Source organism: Halorubrum sodomense (assembly GCF_900111935.1).
In the GTDB taxonomy this organism is placed as follows: domain Archaea; phylum Halobacteriota; class Halobacteria; order Halobacteriales; family Haloferacaceae; genus Halorubrum; species Halorubrum sodomense.
In genome coordinates, this window is record NZ_FOYN01000002.1 from 55,096 (window position 1) to 70,870 (window position 15,775).

Genomic DNA, 15,775 nt, shown 5'->3' on the forward strand with positions numbered 1-15,775 from the left:
GTGCGAACCACCGGATCGCATGACGCTGTCGGAGATCGCGGCCGGGGTCGAGGTGACCTCGCGTCAGCGCGATCGCGGGGTCGCCCTCGCGGACGACACGGAGACGCCGCTCGTCGATCGCCTGTCGGCCCACGCGGAGTCGCTCCCGTGTACGCCCGAAGCGACCGCCACCCTCGTCGACGCCTACACGGCCGGCCGGACCGTCGGCGACGCGGCGCGGGAGGCGGGCGTCACCCCGATGACGGCCGCGAAGACGCTCCACCGGTGCGGCGTCGCGGGGGTCTGCCCGCTCTCACCGACCGGTCGCGGCGTCGTCCGCGACTGGCTCGCGGGCCGGACCTCGCGCAGCGAGGCCGTCGAACTCACCGGCGGCGACGAGGCCGACTTCGCGCTGGCCACGTACGTCGAGACGCACGACCCCGTCGACCCCGTCGCGGAGGCGGTCGACGCGCAGGTCGCCGGGTCGGCACCGCTCGGGGACGGACCGGGAGACGGCGGCCCTCTCGGCGACGCGCTCGGCTCCACCGACGGGTTTCGTTGAGTTCCGGTACCACTTCGGACGCGGCTCCCGAGCCGCGAGCCGCGCTCTCAGGGCGTGACCCGATCGACGAGTCCCGGGTCCGGGAACTCCACGCCGAGCGACGTGTCGAACGCCGCCTCGTAGGCGGCCGCGATCGCCCGCGCGTACGCGTCGTCCCCCTTCGCCGCGGTCGGTGCGGCCGCCACCTCGGGATCGGTGGCCGGAACGCGGACGGCCCCGGAACCGCCGCCGTCCGTGTCGTCGCGGTCGACGGCGTCGCCCGACCCCGCGGTTCCGGGTCGATCGACCGCGAGCGTCGAGTCGAGGCTCCCGCCCACGTCGGCGATCCGCCCCCGGAGCCGCTGGGCCGCGTCGCGTCCGTGGACCGTGGCCGGTCGGACCGCGACCGCGCGGTCGACGCTCGTCGCGGCCGCGACCGCCTCGTTCGACCCGGCCGGCGCCGCGTCGACGACCACCGCGTCGTACGTCGTCGCTGCCTCGTCGATCCGGCCCGCTAACTTCCGAGCGGCCTCCGCCGTCTTCGCCCGGGCGACGCGCTCGAAGGGCGCCCGAGCCGGCACTGCGTCGACGCGTCCCGGGAGGTCCGGGTCGCCGTTCACGTCCCGTTCGCCGCCCGCCCCGGCGGATCCGGAACGCCGGGCGGCGTCGCCCGCCCCGATGAGGGGGTACGCCGCCGCCGAGAGCGCCGCGTCCGGGTCGTCGGTGAGGAGCGCGGTGAGGTCCGGCTCGACCCGCCCGGCCACGTACTCGGAGAGCCCCTGCGTCGTGAACGCGGCGTCGACGACGGCGACGCGCCGCCCGTCGCGCGCGCCCATCGCCGCCAACTCGACCGCGGTCCGCGTCGTTCCCACGCCGCCGGCCGCTCCGATCAACGCGAGCGTCGTCGCCTGCATGTTCCCGCGTCGCCGGAGCCGGTTCTTAAAAAGACCGAAGCGGAACGGCGGGCGGGGTGCGCGGCTCCGTCGCGTTCCTACCCGTCTATCGCGGCCGCGACCTCGTCGGCGACGGCGTCGAGTTCGTCGTCGGAGAGGTCCGGCCGCTCGCCCGCCACCGCGTGGATCGGCGCGCCGCCGTCGCCCTCGAAACGCGGGACGACGTGGACGTGGACGTGCGGGACCTCCTGGCCGGCCGCCGCGCCGTCGTTGACGCCGACGTTGGCGCCGTCGGCGTCGACCGCCGCCTGAATCCGCGGCGTGAGCGACGCGACCGCGTCGAACAACTCGCTCGCGAGGTCGGCGTCGAGGTCGCCGACGTGCCGTGCGTGCGACTTCGGGATCATGAGCGTGTGCCCGCGCGCGAGCGGGTTCGCGTCCAGGAACGCCAGTACCGAGTCGGTCTCGTACACGGTCCGCGCCGGGATCTCGCCGGCGGCGATCGAACAGAAGACGCAGTCGTCGGACATACCCGAGCGATCGCTCGGGCGTCCCATCAAGGTTTCCCGGGGTACGGTTCGGTCGCTCGTCGGAGCGCCGCCCGGAGCCCCGCGGCGATCGCCCCGATCCGCGCCGCCAACGGACCTATATCCGCCGCGCCGAAACGGGCGGTATGGACGACCGGTTCGAGCGCGTCATCCGCCGGCAGCTCCGGAAGGCGGGCAAGCAGTTCGAGGAGGCCAGACGCGCCTACGCCGAGGGTCGCGACGACCCCGACGGCGACGCGGCCGCCCGGTTCGACCTCCCGACCGACGACTCCGGGGCGGCCCGCGTCGTCTGCCGACGCCACGCGGAGCGCCGGACCATTCCGGTCGACGCCGAGGGGCGCCCCGCCTGCTTCGAGTCGGGCCACCCCGACTGCGAGGGGTGCGCCGAGGACGTCCGCGACGGCGTCGTCGAGACGTGGTGACCGCCGGAACCCGCGGCGAGGGACGCGCGCGATAGCCCCGGCCCTACCCGAACAGGTCTGTGCTCCGGGGCTCCGGTGAGGCGCATGAAACGGGTCGCCGTCGTGCTCGCCCTCCTCGTCGTCGCCGGTCTCGGCCTCGCCCTCTCCGGCTTCCTCGCCGACTTCGCGGCGCTCGGGACGGCTGTCTCGCCCGCCCTCATCGTCCACCGCGTGGCGCTCCTCGCCGCGCTCGGCGTCGTCGCCACCGGGCGCGCGGCCGCGGATCGGCCGGTCGCCGTCGCCGGACTGCTGGCGTGGGCCGTCGGGCTCGCGCTCCCGCTGGCGGACGTGATCTGAGAGCTCCGGGGACGGCGCGCGTTCGCTCCGTCGAACCGCGGTTCGACGACCGTAGCACAGAAGAGATATACAGCGCGACTGAAAACGGGGAGAAACGAGCGAATGACCCGACCGATCAGTCGACGGACGGCGCTCGCCGGGCTCGGCCTCGCGGCCGCCAGCGCCGGCTGTCTCGGGCGGGCGGAGAACATCGCCGGCCGCGACCCCCACTCGCAGCTGACCCTCGAGATCAACACCACGCCCGCCGACGACGACCCGAGCGGGATCCGGATCGCGAGACAGCTCGAAGAACACCTGACCGCGGTCGGTATCGACGTCCAACTCAACGCCGTCGGACAGACCGAGCTCTGGCGCAAGGTGCTGATAAACCAGGACTTCGACATCTACGTCGGGCAGTTCGTGGAGACTGAACCCTTCGACCCGGACGCGCTGTACGGCCTGACGCACTCGAAGTTCATCGCGGAGTCCGGCTGGCAGAACCCCTTCGGATTCACGGAGATATCGGTCGACGACCTCTTGGAACGACAGCGCCGGGTCACCGGCACCGAGCGATCGGACGTCGTCGGCTCGCTTCAGGAGACGCTGTGCCGGCTCCAGCCCTTCTCCGTCGTCGCGTTCCCCGACGCGCTCACCGCCGTCCGAGAGGACCGGTTCGACGGGTGGACGGAGGACCGCCAGCCGCTCTCCGTCGCCGGGCTCCTCGAACTCGACGCCGTCGCCTCTGACGACGACTCCGGGACCGTCGCCTCTGACGGCGACTCCGGGACCGTCTCCTCTGACGGCGACTCCGGGACCGTCGCCTCTGACGGCGACTCCGGGACTGTCTCCTCCGACGACGACTCCGGGACCACCGGTTCGGCCGACGGCAGCGCGACGACGGCCGCCGCGGGCACCGGATCCGAGGGCGAAGACGTCCTCCGGCTCGTGACGACCGACGACCGCATCACGGAGAACTGGAACCCGATCGCCGCGGAGTACCGGAAGCACGGGACGTTCACCGGACTGCTGTACGATCCCCTCGTCCGCGCGGACGGCGAGGCGGTCATCCCGTGGTTGGCGGCCGACTGGGAGCGGATCGACCACGACACCCTCGACGTCTCGCTCCGCGACGCCCGGTGGCACGACGGCGAGCCCGTGACGGCGAGCGACGTCGCGTTCACCTACCGGTTCCTCCGGGACACGTCGCTGGGAAACGTCGAGACCCCGGTGCCGACCCCTCGCTTCCGCGGCCGGAGTTCCATCGTCGAAGACGAGCGGGTCCTCGACGACGCGACGGTGCGGCTCACCGTGGCCGACGTCAACGAGACGGTCGCCGCCCGCGCGCTCCAGGTACCGATCCTCCCGGAACACGTCTGGTCCGCCAGGACAGACGCGGCGACGATCGCCGGCTTCGAGCTCGACTTCGAGACGACCGAGGCGGTGGTCTCGAACAACCCCGACCCGGTCGGGAGCGGCCCGCTGCGCTTCGTCGCGGCGACCGCCGGGGAATCGGTCGTCTTCGAGCGGAACCCCGACCACTTCCTCGTGCGGCCGGCGCCCGAAACCGACCCGGAGGCGTCCGGAGAGACGGGATCCGGAGCGGCGACGGACCCCAGGGCGGGGATCCCGTCCCAGTACCACGGCAAGCCCGCCTTCGATCGGCTCCGGATCGAGGTGTTGCCCTCGGACATCTCGGCCGTCGAGTCGGTCGCCGACGGCGTCGCGGACGCGACCGCAGCGAACCTCGGTCCGGCGTCGGTCCCTCGGATCGGACGCTCGCCGGACACCCGGCTCGTGAGCGGTCGGTCGGCGGCGTTCTATCACGTCGGCTACAACGTGCGACGGAGCCCGCTGTCGAACCCCCGATTCCGGGCGGTGATCGCGCGGCTGATCGACAAGTCCGCCGTCGTCGACGACGCCTTCGACGGGTACGCACGGGCGGCGGCGTCTCCGCTCGCGGCGACGCCGGACGCGGTCCCGGCGTCGCTGGCGTGGACCGACGGGACCGACCCCGTTTACCCGTTCTTCGACGACGAGGGCTCGCTCGACGTCGCGGCCGCCCGGGAGGCGTTTCGAGACGCCGGATACCGGTTCGACGACGAAGGCCGGCTGCTCTCGCGGGGACAATGACGCCGTTCCTGTCGCTGCTCGCGTCGATCGTGGCGTGGGTCGGGACGATGCTGGCGGTCGCGAGCGTCGCGGTGATCGGTCCGGCTCGGCTCCGAGACGCGTGGACCGGGCTCCGAGCGCGCCTGTGGGACGCCCGACGGGCCGCCGGGACCCTGGGTGCGGTGCTGCTCGCCAGCGCGATCGGTCGGAGCTCGCTACAGGCGGTCTCGGAGCTGTTCGGTCTCCAGGCGACGGCGCTCATCTACGGGCTGGAGGGCGGGTTCGTCGCGTGGGTCCAGTCGACGTTCGCTACCCCCGTGTTGACCGCGTACTTCTCGTGGGTGTACGTGTACGGCTACGCGTTCCTGCTCGCGTTCCCGGTGGTCGCGTACCTCGCGCTCCCGCGGACGACGACGCTCAGGCGCGTCCTCGTCGCGTACGCGCTCAACTACGCGATCGGACTGGCGCTGTACACGGCGGTGTTCGCCTACGGGCCGCGGAACGTGATGCCCGACATGGTGACGCCGCTGCTTTTCACCAACCGACCCGACGTGATGCTGCTCGCGAGCGAGGTGAACGTGAACACGAACGTCTTCCCGTCGCTCCACACTTCGCTTTCGGTCACCGTCGGGACGTTCGCGGTGCTGACCCGCGAGGAGTACCCGCGGTGGACGCCGGTCGCGGTGTGGCTCTCGCTGTCGGTCGTCGTCGCGACGATGTACCTCGGAATCCACTGGCTCACCGACGTCGTCGCCGGCTTCGCGCTCGCGTTCGGCTGCGTCGCGCTCGCGCACCGGTTCGTCGACCCGCGGAACGACGCCGTCGAACCGAGCGGCGACGCGAGCGGGGAGCGTCCCGGGTCCGAGGCCGCCGCGGACGCCTGACCGAGCGTCCGCGTTCCGTCGCGATCAGACGCCCTCGACGAGCCGTTCGAGCTGTTCCGGCGGGACCGCCCCCCGGGCGGCGTGGCCGTCGTACGCGAACGTCGGAACGCCGGTGACGCCCTGTCGCCGCGCGGCGTCGAACATGTCGGTCACGCGCTCCCGGAGGTCGTCGTCGCCGAGCGCGTCGTCGACGACCTCGGGGTCGAGCCCGTCGGTGTCGGCCGCGATGTCGGCGAGCACGTCGCGGTCGCCGATGTCGCGACCCTCCAGCCACAGCGCGTCGAAGACGGCCTCGTCGAACGCGAGCCACGCGTCCGGCGCGGTCTCGCGCACGCGGACCGACACGACCTGCGCGGGCAGCGAGTCCACGTCGGTCGCCAGCTCGAGCGCCATCTCGTCGGCGCCGTACTCCTCCTGGAGCCGGCGGACGTTCTCGCGGGCCTGCTCGTAGTACTCCTCGTCTTTCCCGGTGTCGGCATCGTGGTCGATCTCGCCGTCGGGGCCGCGCTGTCCGGCGCGGAGGTCGAACGGGTGCCAGTCGATCGCGAGCGGCTCCTCGCGCGTCTCCTGGTAGTTCGCGAGCGACCGCCGACCGAGGTAGCAGAACGGACAGACGTAGTCGGAGTAGACGGTGATCGCCTCGGCCTCGTCGGCGCCGGTCGCGGCGTCGGAGTCGGTTGCCATGCCCCCGCTACGCCGCGGAGCCGAAAAGGTCGTTCGGCGGCGGCAGGCGGCCGGCGCCCGTGCGAGTCGCGGTCGACCGCTGTCGCGACGGGCGGGGCTCGCGACGGTCGCGCTCGCTCGAACAGCGACCCACCGCGAACCATTACCAATTAATACTACTAGATTATATCATTCCGCATGTCCGAGTACGACCCGGTCGATCCGCCGGTCGCGCTGACGATCGCCGGCAGCGACAGCGGCGGGGGAGCGGGGGTCCAGGCGGACCTGGCCGCGATGGCCGCGCACGGCGTCTTCGGCACGTCGGTCGTGACGGCGACGACCGCCCAGCACACTCGCGGCGTCGAGGACGTCCACCCGCTCCCGGCCGATCACGTCGCGACCCAGTACGCGGCGGTCAACGGCGACTTCGAGGTCGCGGCGATCAAGACGGGGATGTTGGCGACCGCGGACATCGTTGAGACGGTGACGGAGTCGGTCTCGGGCGCCGACGCGCCGCTCGTCGTCGACCCCGTGATGGTCGCGGCGACCGGCGACCGACTGCTCTCGCCGGCCGCCGAGGACGCCTACGAGGCCCTGATCGCGGCCGCGACGCTCGTCACGCCGAACGCCGACGAGGCGGCGGTGCTGACCGACGAGCCGGTCGAGACCCCGGCCGACGCCGAGGCCGCTGGGCGGGAGCTGGTCGCGCTCGGTGCGGACGCGGCGCTGGTGAAGGGCGGCCACCTCGACGGCGGATCGGTCGACGAGGGCGTCGTCGTCGACACGCTCGTTCGCGCAGGGGGTGCGGGAGGGGGCGAGACCGCCCCGACCGTCGACCGCTTCGAGACGCCCCGGATCGACACCGAGGCGACGCACGGCTCCGGCTGCGCGTTATCGAGCGCGATCGCGGCGCGGCTGGCGCGGGGCGAGCCGCTCCGCGAGGCGGTCGCCGCCGCGGTCGAGGGGATGACCGAGGCGGTCCGGCGCGGCTACGACGTGGGCGAGGGGCCGGGCGCGGTCAACCCGACGGCGTCTGGCGGGGAGTGACGGAGACCGGTCGGGACGGCCGTCCGTCTCCGACCGCTATCGAGGCGGACGCCGCCCGAGTTCCGACGGCCCGTCTCGGTCAGTAGTTCGCGCCCGAATCGAGAGGTCCCGAGCGACCGGGACGAGACGGAGTTCGATCCGTGACGTTTCGATACGAAGACATTTCACGGACGACCCGAACAACGTTGCCATGGAGAGACGACGATTTCTGCGCGGAATCGGAGGCTGTCTCGCCGCCGTATCCCTCGCCGGCTGTACGGGCGCGTTCGCGGACGGTGATCGGTCTTCCGACTACCCGGGCGGAACACTCGTGATAACGAATACGGGCGACGGCCCCATGCCGGTCTCGATACGTACGAAACTGGACGAGTACGACGCCTCGCTCGATACCGTCGTCGCCGGCGGAGAGACGGTCGTCCGTCGAGAGTTCGTCAGCGCCCGACGGGGCGACATCGTCTCCCTCGAAGCGCTCCTCGGTGAAACCGGGGAACGACTCAGCTTTCAGTTCCTTCCCGAAGGCAGCGGCGACAGCCCGCCCGAGGTCGCCGAGCTCACGTTCGAGAACGCCGTCGAGGCGAGCGCGAGTTGGACCGCCACGGGCGGGACGTAGCCGGGTCCGACTCAGTACGACCTCGTCGCTACTGCGACCATGCGCGGCATCGACTCACTCGACCCGTGATCTCGCGGAGGACTCGGCACTGCGATCGTACGCCGCCCGAACGCTTCGTCGCCGAGTACGCGAAACGAGCGATATTCACTCACCGAACGCTCCCTCCCGCGTTCAGAGCCCAGCGGCTCTCTGTCTCTGCTCCCTTCCGAGCGTCTCGGGGTCCCACGGGCGAGCCGTCCGTCGAGCGTCTTGAACGCAAGACGCCGATTATAAGTCTCGACGAGCTCATCGGTGCGTATGGCCCCCGAACTGTCACGACGGAAGACCCTCCACCTCTCCGGCGCAGCGGTTCTCACCGGACTCGCTGGTTGTAGCGCCCTCAGTTCCGGCGCCCGGCCACAGATCGCTTCGTCGCTCGGAACGACCGCCTATACGCCAATCATCGATCAGCAGCCAACGCCTGACGGAGGTGTCCCCGCGGTCTGGGGGATGATCCTCGCGCATCCGGACGCCGCGCGCAAACTCATCGACTGGGGAGCGCTCACCCCGGCAGACGACGACAGCGCCCCCGGAACGGCGTTCCGAACGTTCGACCCGGGTAAGCAGTTCATGTCGGTCATCGTCGGCGTCCTCCCGACGGGTGCGGGGCTCATGGACTACCACGAGAAGGGCGGGAATCCCGTCGAAGACATCGTTGACGACTTCACCGACCGGTCCGTCTATCAGAACAGGCGGCTCCGATACGACGTCACCTCGTACCAAGCCTTCCCGCCGGACCCGGACACCCCCGAGTACCATTACGACTACTCGTTCACCCTCTGGCGTCTGAACGGTGCCGACCGACCGACCGAGATCACCGTTGATTATCACGACGCCTGAGCCGATCCGGTCGTTCCGCTGACCGCCGTCTCGCGTTGCCGGTCAATCGGTAGGGACGGTCCGTCGACCGGTTCAGAGTCGATTGGAGAGACCACCTCGAAGGCGTTCTGTCGACTGAGCCCTCCGTGTTCAGCACCCGATCCCCCTGTCTCCAAGGCGTTCGACGGCACCGAATACCCGACGGCGGATCAGCGAAGTACACCGACGCTGCCGTCGGTCCGTTACAGGTACGCGAGCGGGACCATCAGCGCGACGCCGAGCGCGACGCCGCCGACGAGGACCCGCCTGCCGCCGTGCGGGAGGTCCGCGCCCGTTTCGAGCGCCTCGGGGACGAACTCCGTGAGGACGAGATAGATCATCGCGCCCGCCGCGAAGCCGAAGCCGTACGGGAGGAACGCGCGGGCGTACCGCACGAACGCGAACGCGACGACGGCTCCCACCGGCTGCGGGAGACTGGAGAAGACGGCCCACCACACCATCTTCCACTTCGAGACGCCCATCGACCGCAGCGGGATCGAGATGGCCGTCCCCTCGGGGACGTTGTGGATCGAGATGGCGACGGTCATGAACACGGCGAGTAGCGGGACCGCGAAGCCGAACAGCGCGGTGCCGCCCTCCAAGCCGAGGTCCGCGAAGGAGACGCCGACGGCGATCCCCTCCGGGAAACTGTGGACCGTCAGCACGCCGAGGATCAAGATCAGCTTCTTGAAGTCGGCCTCCTCGTACTCCCGCGGGTCGATCTCGGCGTCCATCAGCACCTCGTGCGCGAGGACGACGAGGACGACGCCAGCGAGCATCCCGACGCCGATCTCGACCGGCGTCCCCTCCGCGAGTCCCTCCCGGACGAGGCCGAACAGCGACGCGGAGAGCATGATCCCCGACGCGAACCCCCAGAGCGCCACGTTCCCGCGGTCGCTGATCGTCTCGAAAAAGAAGAACGGTACCGCCCCGATCCCGGTCGCCAGCGCCGTGATCAGCCCGGCGACGAAGACGAACCCGACTGCGTCGAGGGCGACCATTCGTCGCCTGATCGTACGCCGGTACCGCTCATAACTCCGGCGGGCGCGGTCACCGGCTGAGAACGCCGTCCCGACCCCGCCGTTTACGAGTTCACCCGAGCATCCGAACGAGGCTGGCGAGGAACACGAGGAGCAGCACCGCGACGAGCAGCAACAGCGCGGTGAGTTTCGCTCCGGGGCCGGGCCAACGCCCGTCGGACCGTGCGCCGTCCCTCCCGGAATGTTCCCGCGGCCGTCTCGGCAAGGTCACGTTCACGCTCCGTGGCCGGACCGCGACGGATCCGGGGGATGAGGAACCGCGACCGCATCGATATCGTTCGCGTCGGGCGCGGTCGAACCCCCGACGGTCGCGTTCCCCGCCGGAGCCGACTCGTTCGTCAGCGTCTCCTCACTCGGCGGGCTCGACTGTTCCCGCGTCGGATCGGTCGGCGCAGAGTCGTTTTCGTCCGTCTCGGTGTCGTTCGTCGCCGGCGCCGAGTCGTTTTCGTCCGTCGGAGCCGAGTCGTTCTGTTTCGGGGGCGGTACCGTAGCGTTCTGTTCCGTGGGTGGCACCGTAGCGTTCTGTTTCGGGGGCGGTACCGTAGCGTTCTGTTTCGGGGGCGGTACCGTAGCGTTCTGTTTCGGGGGCGGTACCGTGGCGTTCCCGACTGTCTCCGTGCCGTTCACCGCTGACGGCGTCCCGTTCTCGACGGGTACGGTCGTCACGGCGAACGCGCTTCCGTTTGACCCGCTTACTTCCTTCAGTTCCTCCGGCGTCTCGAACGTCGTCGGCACGTCGACGCTCGCCGAGAGGACCGCGACCGTGGCCCCGCCGGTGAACGCGACGCCCCACACCAACACGGCGAGCGCGAGGAGCGCGACGAACCCGTGATTTGCCGCCATCAGTCCCCCTCTCCGGCGGCGTCAGGACGTGCGGTCGGCGTCTGTACCGGTGCCGACTCGTCTGGTTCCACGCGCTCTTCGTCTGTCGCGACGGCTGCCGAGTCCGTCTCGTCGCCGTCCCGTTCGCTCTCGGAGACCTCGCCGGCGACGGCCGTTTCCGACGCGTCTCTCTCCGGCTCCGCCGCGGCGCTCTGCCCGCTCCGGTCGAGCACGCCGCTCGCCGGCACCCACATCGCGAGCGCCCCACACAGGAGCGTCGCGGTCGCTACTGCCGCCGCGATCGCGACGGCGCTCCGGAGTTCGAACGCGACGTACACCGCGTACGGGGCGAAGACGACGAGTACCGCCGCCGCGCCGCCGACCGCGTCGACCGAGACGCCGCCGGAAGCCCCCGCGGCGTCCGTCGCGGGGGCGAGCTCGGACTCGGTTGCGAACTCGAACTGCGCCGTCTCGGCGTCCCCTCGGTCCGGATCGCCGGTCGCGGGGGCTGGCGACTTCGACTCGTCGCGACCGCGGACGATCGACCAGACCTCCGTGACCGCGAGCAGTCCGAAGGGGAGCAGCACCAGCGCCACGAACCCGACCCGCGTGCCCGCGAACTGGATCACGTACCCGATGTACGGAATCGTCAGCGTCACGACGCCGACGAGGTTCCCGGCCGGGACGAGCCCCGGATCCGGTCCCTCGTTGGCGTCGCCCATCGTCTCGAACGCGAGCGCGCTCGCCTCGTCGACCACGTCGATCACGCGATGCGTCACCGGCACGTCGCTCGTGCCGCGGACGAACGTGATCACGTCGCCCTCGGCGATCGCGGCCGGGTCGCGCTCGGCGACGATAACTACGTCGCCCGGCGCGATGGCGGGCGTCATGCTCGCCGTGAGCACGACGAAGCTCTCGTCGGCGCCGACGACCTCCGGGGCGGCGTACACCGCGAACGGCGCGACGAGCGCGATCAGCAGGACGATCCCGAGTACGTTCGCCGCGCGCTTCGTCCGTGGTGATGTGAGTAGTTGTGTCATCAGTTCGCCTCCGTGCCGTCGTCTCCGCCGCCGTCGCTTCGACCGTCGCCGCCGGCGTTCGCGGATTTGCCGTCGGGCTTCCCGGGCGTTCCGTTCTCTTTTCGGCCGTTTCCGCCGCCGTCGCCGTTTCCACCGCCGTTACCGGTCCCGCTACTGTCGCCGCCTTCCTCTTCGCCGTCACCGGTGCGGTCGTCGCCGCCTTCCTCTTCGCCGTTACCGTCGCCGGCGCAGACGCTGATCGTGACGTTGCTGACCCCGTATCGCTTGTCGTTTCCGGGGTTCAGCGGCGCGAACACGATCTCACCTGTCTCCGGAGACGCCGGGTCGATCTCGACGGACTCGGGGGTCCGGTCCGGTCCGCCCTTGACCGCCACGGAACACATGTTCGGCCCCGGATTTCCGTCGGCGTCCCGAAGCCGGAACGCGACGCCGACGACCTCGCCGTCGTCCTTCGTCTCGACCTCGGTGATCTCGATCTCGTACGATCCCGCGTCCTCGAGCCGGAGCACGTCGCCCGGCCCGGTCGACCCGCCGAAGTTCGTCTTGCCGAACTCGACGCACTCGGGGCAGTCCAACTCCGTCTCATCGCAGACGACATCTGCGAACGGGTTCGCCCCCGGCGCGTTCGCCTCGGCCTCCGAGACGTGGCGACACTGCTCGGCGTACAGCCGGAACGTCAGGTCGGTCGTCTCACCGCCCACGTCTGGCGAATCAGCCGGCAGGTAGGGAGCCACCTCGACGACGATCGAATCGCCGTCGGGGCCGGCGGCGAGGCAGCCGTCGTCGATTCGCGCCCCGGTCGCGAGCAGGCGCTCGACCTCGGCGAGGGGCCGGTAGCCGCCCGTCAGCGACGCGCCGTCGACGACGACCTCGACTTCGAGCGCGTCCCCGAGCGGGTCGTCGTCGTCGGGGCAGCGCGTCGCGAGCCACACCCGCACGGGGTTCGCTGACGCACCGATCTCGAACCGCTCAGGGTCGGGACGGCCGTCGAACGTCGTCCGGTCGACCGCGAACGGACCGACGGTGACGGTCCCGTCCGTGAGCTCGTCGTTTACGGTCACCCCGACCTCGCCGGCGCCGAAGGCGTTGTTCGCGAACGTCTCCCGGTCCGCGAGGTACGCGCCCGTGCCGAGGCCGCTCGCCATCCCGACCGCGCCGACGCCGCCGATCCCGGCGAGCAGCCGGCGGCGGCTCAGTCCGCTCGGGCGCCGTCCCCGGTCGCTTCCGGGAGTCATGCGCCGCCTCCGGCCGTGTCGCCTCCCGTCGCGGGGTTCGTCTCGAAGGGGTTCCCCTCGGAACCGCACTCGTCGGCGACGAACTGTACGAGGAAGTCCACCGCGCCGCCCTGTCCGGCGTTGCCGCCCTCGCCGGTAAACTCCCACTCGAAGGTCAGACAGCGCTGCTCACCGGGTCCGAGGCAGCCGTCGCCGAGCAACCCCGGACGCAGCTCGACGCCGTCCGCGAGCGCGGACCCGTCGATGTCCGCGAGCGTCCCGTCGGCGATCGGCGTCCCGACGCTCGCGAACTCGCCATCTGCGCCGCCGCAGCCGCCGATCCCGAAGATCCCGGTGTCCTGTCGGACCGTGAGCGAGATGCGCTCCGCGAGCGCTGCGCTCGCGGCGTCGGGGTCGTCGAGCCCGGGGTCGATCTTCAGCCACACGCGGGCGGTGCTCTCGGGGTCTTCCAGTCGGAGGCCGACGCTCGCCGTGCCGTAGTCGTGCGGCAGTACGTTGTCGACGTCGACGAGCCGGATCCCGGCCGCTCCGATGTCGTCGACCGCGCCGACTGGGCTCGCATCGACGGCCGTCCCGTTCTCCGTGCGCCGCCACCCGACGAGCAGATTCACCGGATTCACCCGCGCGTCCGTCTGGGCGTACGTGTAGTCCGTGTACTCGTCCCAGTTGTCCGTCCCTGTCCGCCGTCCGGAGGCGGCCCCGAGGGTCGCGAAGCCGACGGCTCCGACGCCTGCGAGTGCCTCCCGCCGCGTAAGTCCTGATTCCTTCTGTGTCATTGTGTGTCGTCGCGGCTCCGAACGGCCGTGTCGTCGATGTGATCTCTCGTCTCTGCCCTCTCTACCGTCGCCGTAGTCGTATGTATACGCGTCATACCTGACCGGTCCGGTGACCGTACCCGGCGGTACGGGCGTCGTGCCCCACCGCAGTCGCCGGATCGGCCCCGCCGTCGATCGGCTTCGACCGTCACGTCGCGATGGGTCCGAAACCCCCGATCAGGCCGACACCGACGGCCCGGCGCCGTCGTTATGGCGCGCCTGTTCGGTGTAGAAGCCCAGATCGAAGGCGAGCGTGTCGCCCTGGATCTCGTTGCCCACTTCGAGGGGCAGCTCCCACTCGAGCGCGACGCAGTGCATCACGCCGTCGCCGCGGAACGCCTCGCGGTCCGGGTCGTCCGCCGGGTCGTTACGCTCGTCGTACGGCGTCGACCGGTTCCCGTCGAGCGGAACGCCGTTCCCGTCGGCGAGCGCCGCGAGGACGTTTCCGAGCGAGTCGTCCATGATGACCTTCTCCTGTGCGGTCTGTGCCGCGAGGTTGCCGAACACCGTCGGGATGTTGAGCGGATCGCTGACGTCGTTAAAGAACGCCGGGTCGCCGCCCGAGCCGCCGGCCGCGCCGGCCATCGCCTGGAGCGTGCTCGCGCTGCCGTCGACGTTGATCGTGTACACGTTCGTTGCGGGATTCGGCGACGCCGCGCGGGCGTCGGCCGCCGCGCCGGTCGGCGATGAGAACGACGTGCTGCCGTCCCCGTTGAACGACTCGCCGTCGGATAGGACGATGTTCCGGTACTCGACCCCGCTACGTCCGTTCGCGTCGAGCTCGGCCTGCGCGTCGTCGACGCCCTCGCCGATGTAGGTGCCCGTCGCGATACCGTTCGCGTTCGCGAACGGATCGGGGTCGCCGTCGCCGTCGCCCGGCGTCGAGGGGCTGGGACCGGTCACCACGTCCGCGAGCTTCTGCCGGAGATCCGTCAGCTGCGCGTCCACCACGGAGAGGTCGCTCGTCAGGCCCTGGAGGACGCCCGTCCGCGGGACGGAGTCGTCGCTCCCCTCGCCGTCGAAGTACGCGACGCCGACCTGAACGTCGGACCCCTGCGACTGGAGGTAGCTGACGAACTGGCGGGTGCCGAGCTCGACGAGGTCGATCTTCGTCGTCTCGGCGTAGGTGGTCCCGCCGACCGTGACGTCGTCCTCGCTGACGAGGCCGCCGTACTGCTCGTACAGCATCGAGCCCGAAAAGTCGAGCGTCAGCATGATGTCGACCGGCTCCGCGCCGTCGTACACGTTGTCGCAGTCCTCGTCGTACCAGAGCCGCGCCTCGATGGCGTCGCCGAGGTCGCCGAGGTTGTCCGGGTCGACGATCTGCTCCGGCTCGGTGGCGGTGCCGCCGTCACCGTTGACGTCGCTCGCCTGCATCCAGATGTAGCCGGGGTTGTCACAGAGGTGGAGCGAGAAGGTGATCTCGCCGGAGTCGCCGGGCTTCACGTCGGTGAGGCGGACCAGCGTCTCCATCTCCTCGCCCGTGACCGGGTCCGTGCCGAAGTCCGCCTCCTCCAGCGGCGGGATGGTTTCGCAGTCCAGCACCCGGAGGTTCGCCCCGTTGCTGTCCGGGTCGTCCTCGTCCGGGAAGTCGCTGTACGTGAACACCTCGCCGTCGATCTCGATCGACTGCTCGCCGTCGCCGTCGTGGTCCGGGTGGGCGCTGACGAACTGATTCCCCTCGCCGAAGTCGTACGTCTGCTGCCAGTCGACGAGGAGGTCGAGCTGGCCCGCGGTGAGGGTGTTCCCGTCGAACGACTCGGTATCGTTGAAGTACGCCGTGGTGCCGAGGCCCGCGCCCGCGGAGGCCACGCCCACCGCGCCGAGGCCGGCCAGCACCGTTCGCCGCGACAGTCCGATCGTGTCGATGTCGTCGTTGTCTGTCATGAGTGTAATTCCCCGAAGGGAGTCCCAC

Annotated in this window: 17 protein-coding genes; 8 read left to right on the forward strand and 9 right to left on the reverse strand. The window is 70.8% G+C overall.

Annotation, left to right across the window (positions count from 1 at the left end; genetic code table 11):
- Positions 1-19 precede the first annotated feature (19 nt).
- Positions 20-541: a DUF7858 family protein gene (locus BM286_RS05270; protein WP_092920548.1), complete on the forward strand. Its 522-nt coding sequence runs from the start codon at positions 20-22 to the stop codon at positions 539-541.
- Positions 542-588: 47 nt separating this feature from the next.
- Here BM286_RS05270 and BM286_RS05275 read toward each other — a convergent pair whose 3' ends face one another.
- On the reverse strand, positions 589-1,434 hold the full coding sequence (locus BM286_RS05275; protein WP_092920549.1) for a P-loop NTPase family protein: 846 nt from the start codon (positions 1,432-1,434) through the stop codon (positions 589-591).
- Between the two features lie 77 nt (positions 1,435-1,511).
- Positions 1,512-1,943 carry an HIT family protein gene (locus BM286_RS05280; protein WP_092920550.1) on the reverse strand — a complete coding sequence of 144 codons (432 nt, stop codon included), beginning with the start codon at positions 1,941-1,943 and terminating at the stop codon, positions 1,512-1,514.
- A gap of 143 nt (positions 1,944-2,086) precedes the next feature.
- On the opposite strand from BM286_RS05280, the gene BM286_RS05285 reads away from it, so the two are divergent.
- The 4 genes from BM286_RS05285 to BM286_RS05300 all read left to right on the forward strand — a co-directional run bounded on the left by BM286_RS05285 (position 2,087) and on the right by BM286_RS05300 (position 5,691).
- Entirely contained in the window at positions 2,087-2,383 is a 297-nt protein-coding gene (locus tag BM286_RS05285) for a DUF7091 family protein (protein WP_092920551.1), read from the forward strand.
- Between the two features lie 84 nt (positions 2,384-2,467).
- Positions 2,468-2,719, forward strand: a complete 252-nt coding sequence (locus BM286_RS05290) for a hypothetical protein (RefSeq protein WP_275938234.1) — start codon at positions 2,468-2,470, stop codon at positions 2,717-2,719.
- A gap of 102 nt (positions 2,720-2,821) precedes the next feature.
- Positions 2,822-4,828: an ABC transporter substrate-binding protein gene (locus BM286_RS05295; RefSeq protein ID WP_092920552.1), complete on the forward strand. Its 2,007-nt coding sequence runs from the start codon at positions 2,822-2,824 to the stop codon at positions 4,826-4,828.
- Positions 4,825-5,691: a phosphatase PAP2 family protein gene (locus BM286_RS05300; protein ID WP_092920553.1), complete on the forward strand. Its 867-nt coding sequence runs from the start codon at positions 4,825-4,827 to the stop codon at positions 5,689-5,691. Before BM286_RS05295 ends, BM286_RS05300 begins: the two co-directional genes overlap by 4 nt.
- A gap of 24 nt (positions 5,692-5,715) precedes the next feature.
- Here BM286_RS05300 and BM286_RS05305 read toward each other — a convergent pair whose 3' ends face one another.
- Positions 5,716-6,375, reverse strand: coding sequence for a DsbA family oxidoreductase (locus tag BM286_RS05305; RefSeq protein ID WP_092920554.1), 660 nt, complete (start codon positions 6,373-6,375; stop codon positions 5,716-5,718).
- Between the two features lie 177 nt (positions 6,376-6,552).
- Here BM286_RS05305 and thiD point away from each other — a divergent pair, with 177 nt between their 5' ends.
- From thiD to BM286_RS05320, 3 genes are all read left to right on the forward strand, one after another.
- Entirely contained in the window at positions 6,553-7,401 is an 849-nt protein-coding gene (thiD, locus tag BM286_RS05310) for a bifunctional hydroxymethylpyrimidine kinase/phosphomethylpyrimidine kinase (protein ID WP_092920555.1), read from the forward strand.
- A 337-nt stretch (positions 7,402-7,738) separates the two neighbouring features.
- Entirely contained in the window at positions 7,739-8,011 is a 273-nt protein-coding gene (locus BM286_RS05315; RefSeq protein WP_092920556.1) for a hypothetical protein, read from the forward strand.
- A gap of 297 nt (positions 8,012-8,308) precedes the next feature.
- Entirely contained in the window at positions 8,309-8,890 is a 582-nt protein-coding gene (locus BM286_RS05320; RefSeq protein ID WP_143103854.1) for a hypothetical protein, read from the forward strand.
- Positions 8,891-9,111: 221 nt separating this feature from the next.
- Here BM286_RS05320 and BM286_RS05325 read toward each other — a convergent pair whose 3' ends face one another.
- The 6 genes from BM286_RS05325 to BM286_RS05350 all read right to left on the reverse strand — a co-directional run bounded on the left by BM286_RS05325 (position 9,112) and on the right by BM286_RS05350 (position 15,747).
- On the reverse strand, positions 9,112-9,909 hold the full coding sequence (locus BM286_RS05325) for a ZIP family metal transporter (protein WP_092920558.1): 798 nt from the start codon (positions 9,907-9,909) through the stop codon (positions 9,112-9,114).
- A 252-nt stretch (positions 9,910-10,161) separates the two neighbouring features.
- Positions 10,162-10,791 carry a hypothetical protein gene (locus BM286_RS05330; RefSeq protein ID WP_092920559.1) on the reverse strand — a complete coding sequence of 210 codons (630 nt, stop codon included), beginning with the start codon at positions 10,789-10,791 and terminating at the stop codon, positions 10,162-10,164.
- Positions 10,791-11,810, reverse strand: a complete 1,020-nt coding sequence (locus BM286_RS05335; protein WP_092920560.1) for a signal peptidase I — start codon at positions 11,808-11,810, stop codon at positions 10,791-10,793. The genes BM286_RS05330 and BM286_RS05335 overlap by 1 nt, the downstream gene beginning before the upstream one ends.
- A complete protein-coding gene (locus BM286_RS05340; protein ID WP_092920561.1) occupies positions 11,810-13,045 on the reverse strand; it encodes a hypothetical protein in 1,236 nt (411 codons plus the stop codon). The genes BM286_RS05335 and BM286_RS05340 overlap by 1 nt, the downstream gene beginning before the upstream one ends.
- Positions 13,042-13,821, reverse strand: a complete 780-nt coding sequence (locus tag BM286_RS05345; RefSeq protein WP_092920562.1) for a hypothetical protein — start codon at positions 13,819-13,821, stop codon at positions 13,042-13,044. The genes BM286_RS05340 and BM286_RS05345 overlap by 4 nt, the downstream gene beginning before the upstream one ends.
- A 216-nt stretch (positions 13,822-14,037) precedes the next feature.
- The gene (locus BM286_RS05350; protein ID WP_092920563.1) at positions 14,038-15,747 is read right to left on the reverse strand and encodes a SipW-dependent-type signal peptide-containing protein; all 1,710 of its coding nucleotides are present in this window, start codon (positions 15,745-15,747) and stop codon (positions 14,038-14,040) included.
- Positions 15,748-15,775: the final 28 nt, after the last annotated feature.

Coding starts and splice junctions, on each gene's coding strand:
- BM286_RS05270 (WP_092920548.1), top strand. CDS start 20: ATGACGCTGTCGGAGATCGCGGCCGGGGTCGAGGTGACCTCGCGTCAG.
- BM286_RS05275 (WP_092920549.1), bottom strand. CDS start 1,434: ATGCAGGCGACGACGCTCGCGTTGATCGGAGCGGCCGGCGGCGTGGGA.
- BM286_RS05280 (WP_092920550.1), bottom strand. CDS start 1,943: ATGTCCGACGACTGCGTCTTCTGTTCGATCGCCGCCGGCGAGATCCCG.
- BM286_RS05285 (WP_092920551.1), top strand. CDS start 2,087: ATGGACGACCGGTTCGAGCGCGTCATCCGCCGGCAGCTCCGGAAGGCG.
- BM286_RS05290 (WP_275938234.1), top strand. CDS start 2,468: ATGAAACGGGTCGCCGTCGTGCTCGCCCTCCTCGTCGTCGCCGGTCTC.
- BM286_RS05295 (WP_092920552.1), top strand. CDS start 2,822: ATGACCCGACCGATCAGTCGACGGACGGCGCTCGCCGGGCTCGGCCTC.
- BM286_RS05300 (WP_092920553.1), top strand. CDS start 4,825: ATGACGCCGTTCCTGTCGCTGCTCGCGTCGATCGTGGCGTGGGTCGGG.
- BM286_RS05305 (WP_092920554.1), bottom strand. CDS start 6,375: ATGGCAACCGACTCCGACGCCGCGACCGGCGCCGACGAGGCCGAGGCG.
- thiD (WP_092920555.1), top strand. CDS start 6,553: ATGTCCGAGTACGACCCGGTCGATCCGCCGGTCGCGCTGACGATCGCC.
- BM286_RS05315 (WP_092920556.1), top strand. CDS start 7,739: ATGCCGGTCTCGATACGTACGAAACTGGACGAGTACGACGCCTCGCTC.
- BM286_RS05320 (WP_143103854.1), top strand. CDS start 8,309: ATGGCCCCCGAACTGTCACGACGGAAGACCCTCCACCTCTCCGGCGCA.
- BM286_RS05325 (WP_092920558.1), bottom strand. CDS start 9,909: ATGGTCGCCCTCGACGCAGTCGGGTTCGTCTTCGTCGCCGGGCTGATC.
- BM286_RS05330 (WP_092920559.1), bottom strand. CDS start 10,791: ATGGCGGCAAATCACGGGTTCGTCGCGCTCCTCGCGCTCGCCGTGTTG.
- BM286_RS05335 (WP_092920560.1), bottom strand. CDS start 11,810: ATGACACAACTACTCACATCACCACGGACGAAGCGCGCGGCGAACGTA.
- BM286_RS05340 (WP_092920561.1), bottom strand. CDS start 13,045: ATGACTCCCGGAAGCGACCGGGGACGGCGCCCGAGCGGACTGAGCCGC.
- BM286_RS05345 (WP_092920562.1), bottom strand. CDS start 13,821: ATGACACAGAAGGAATCAGGACTTACGCGGCGGGAGGCACTCGCAGGC.
- BM286_RS05350 (WP_092920563.1), bottom strand. CDS start 15,747: ATGACAGACAACGACGACATCGACACGATCGGACTGTCGCGGCGAACG.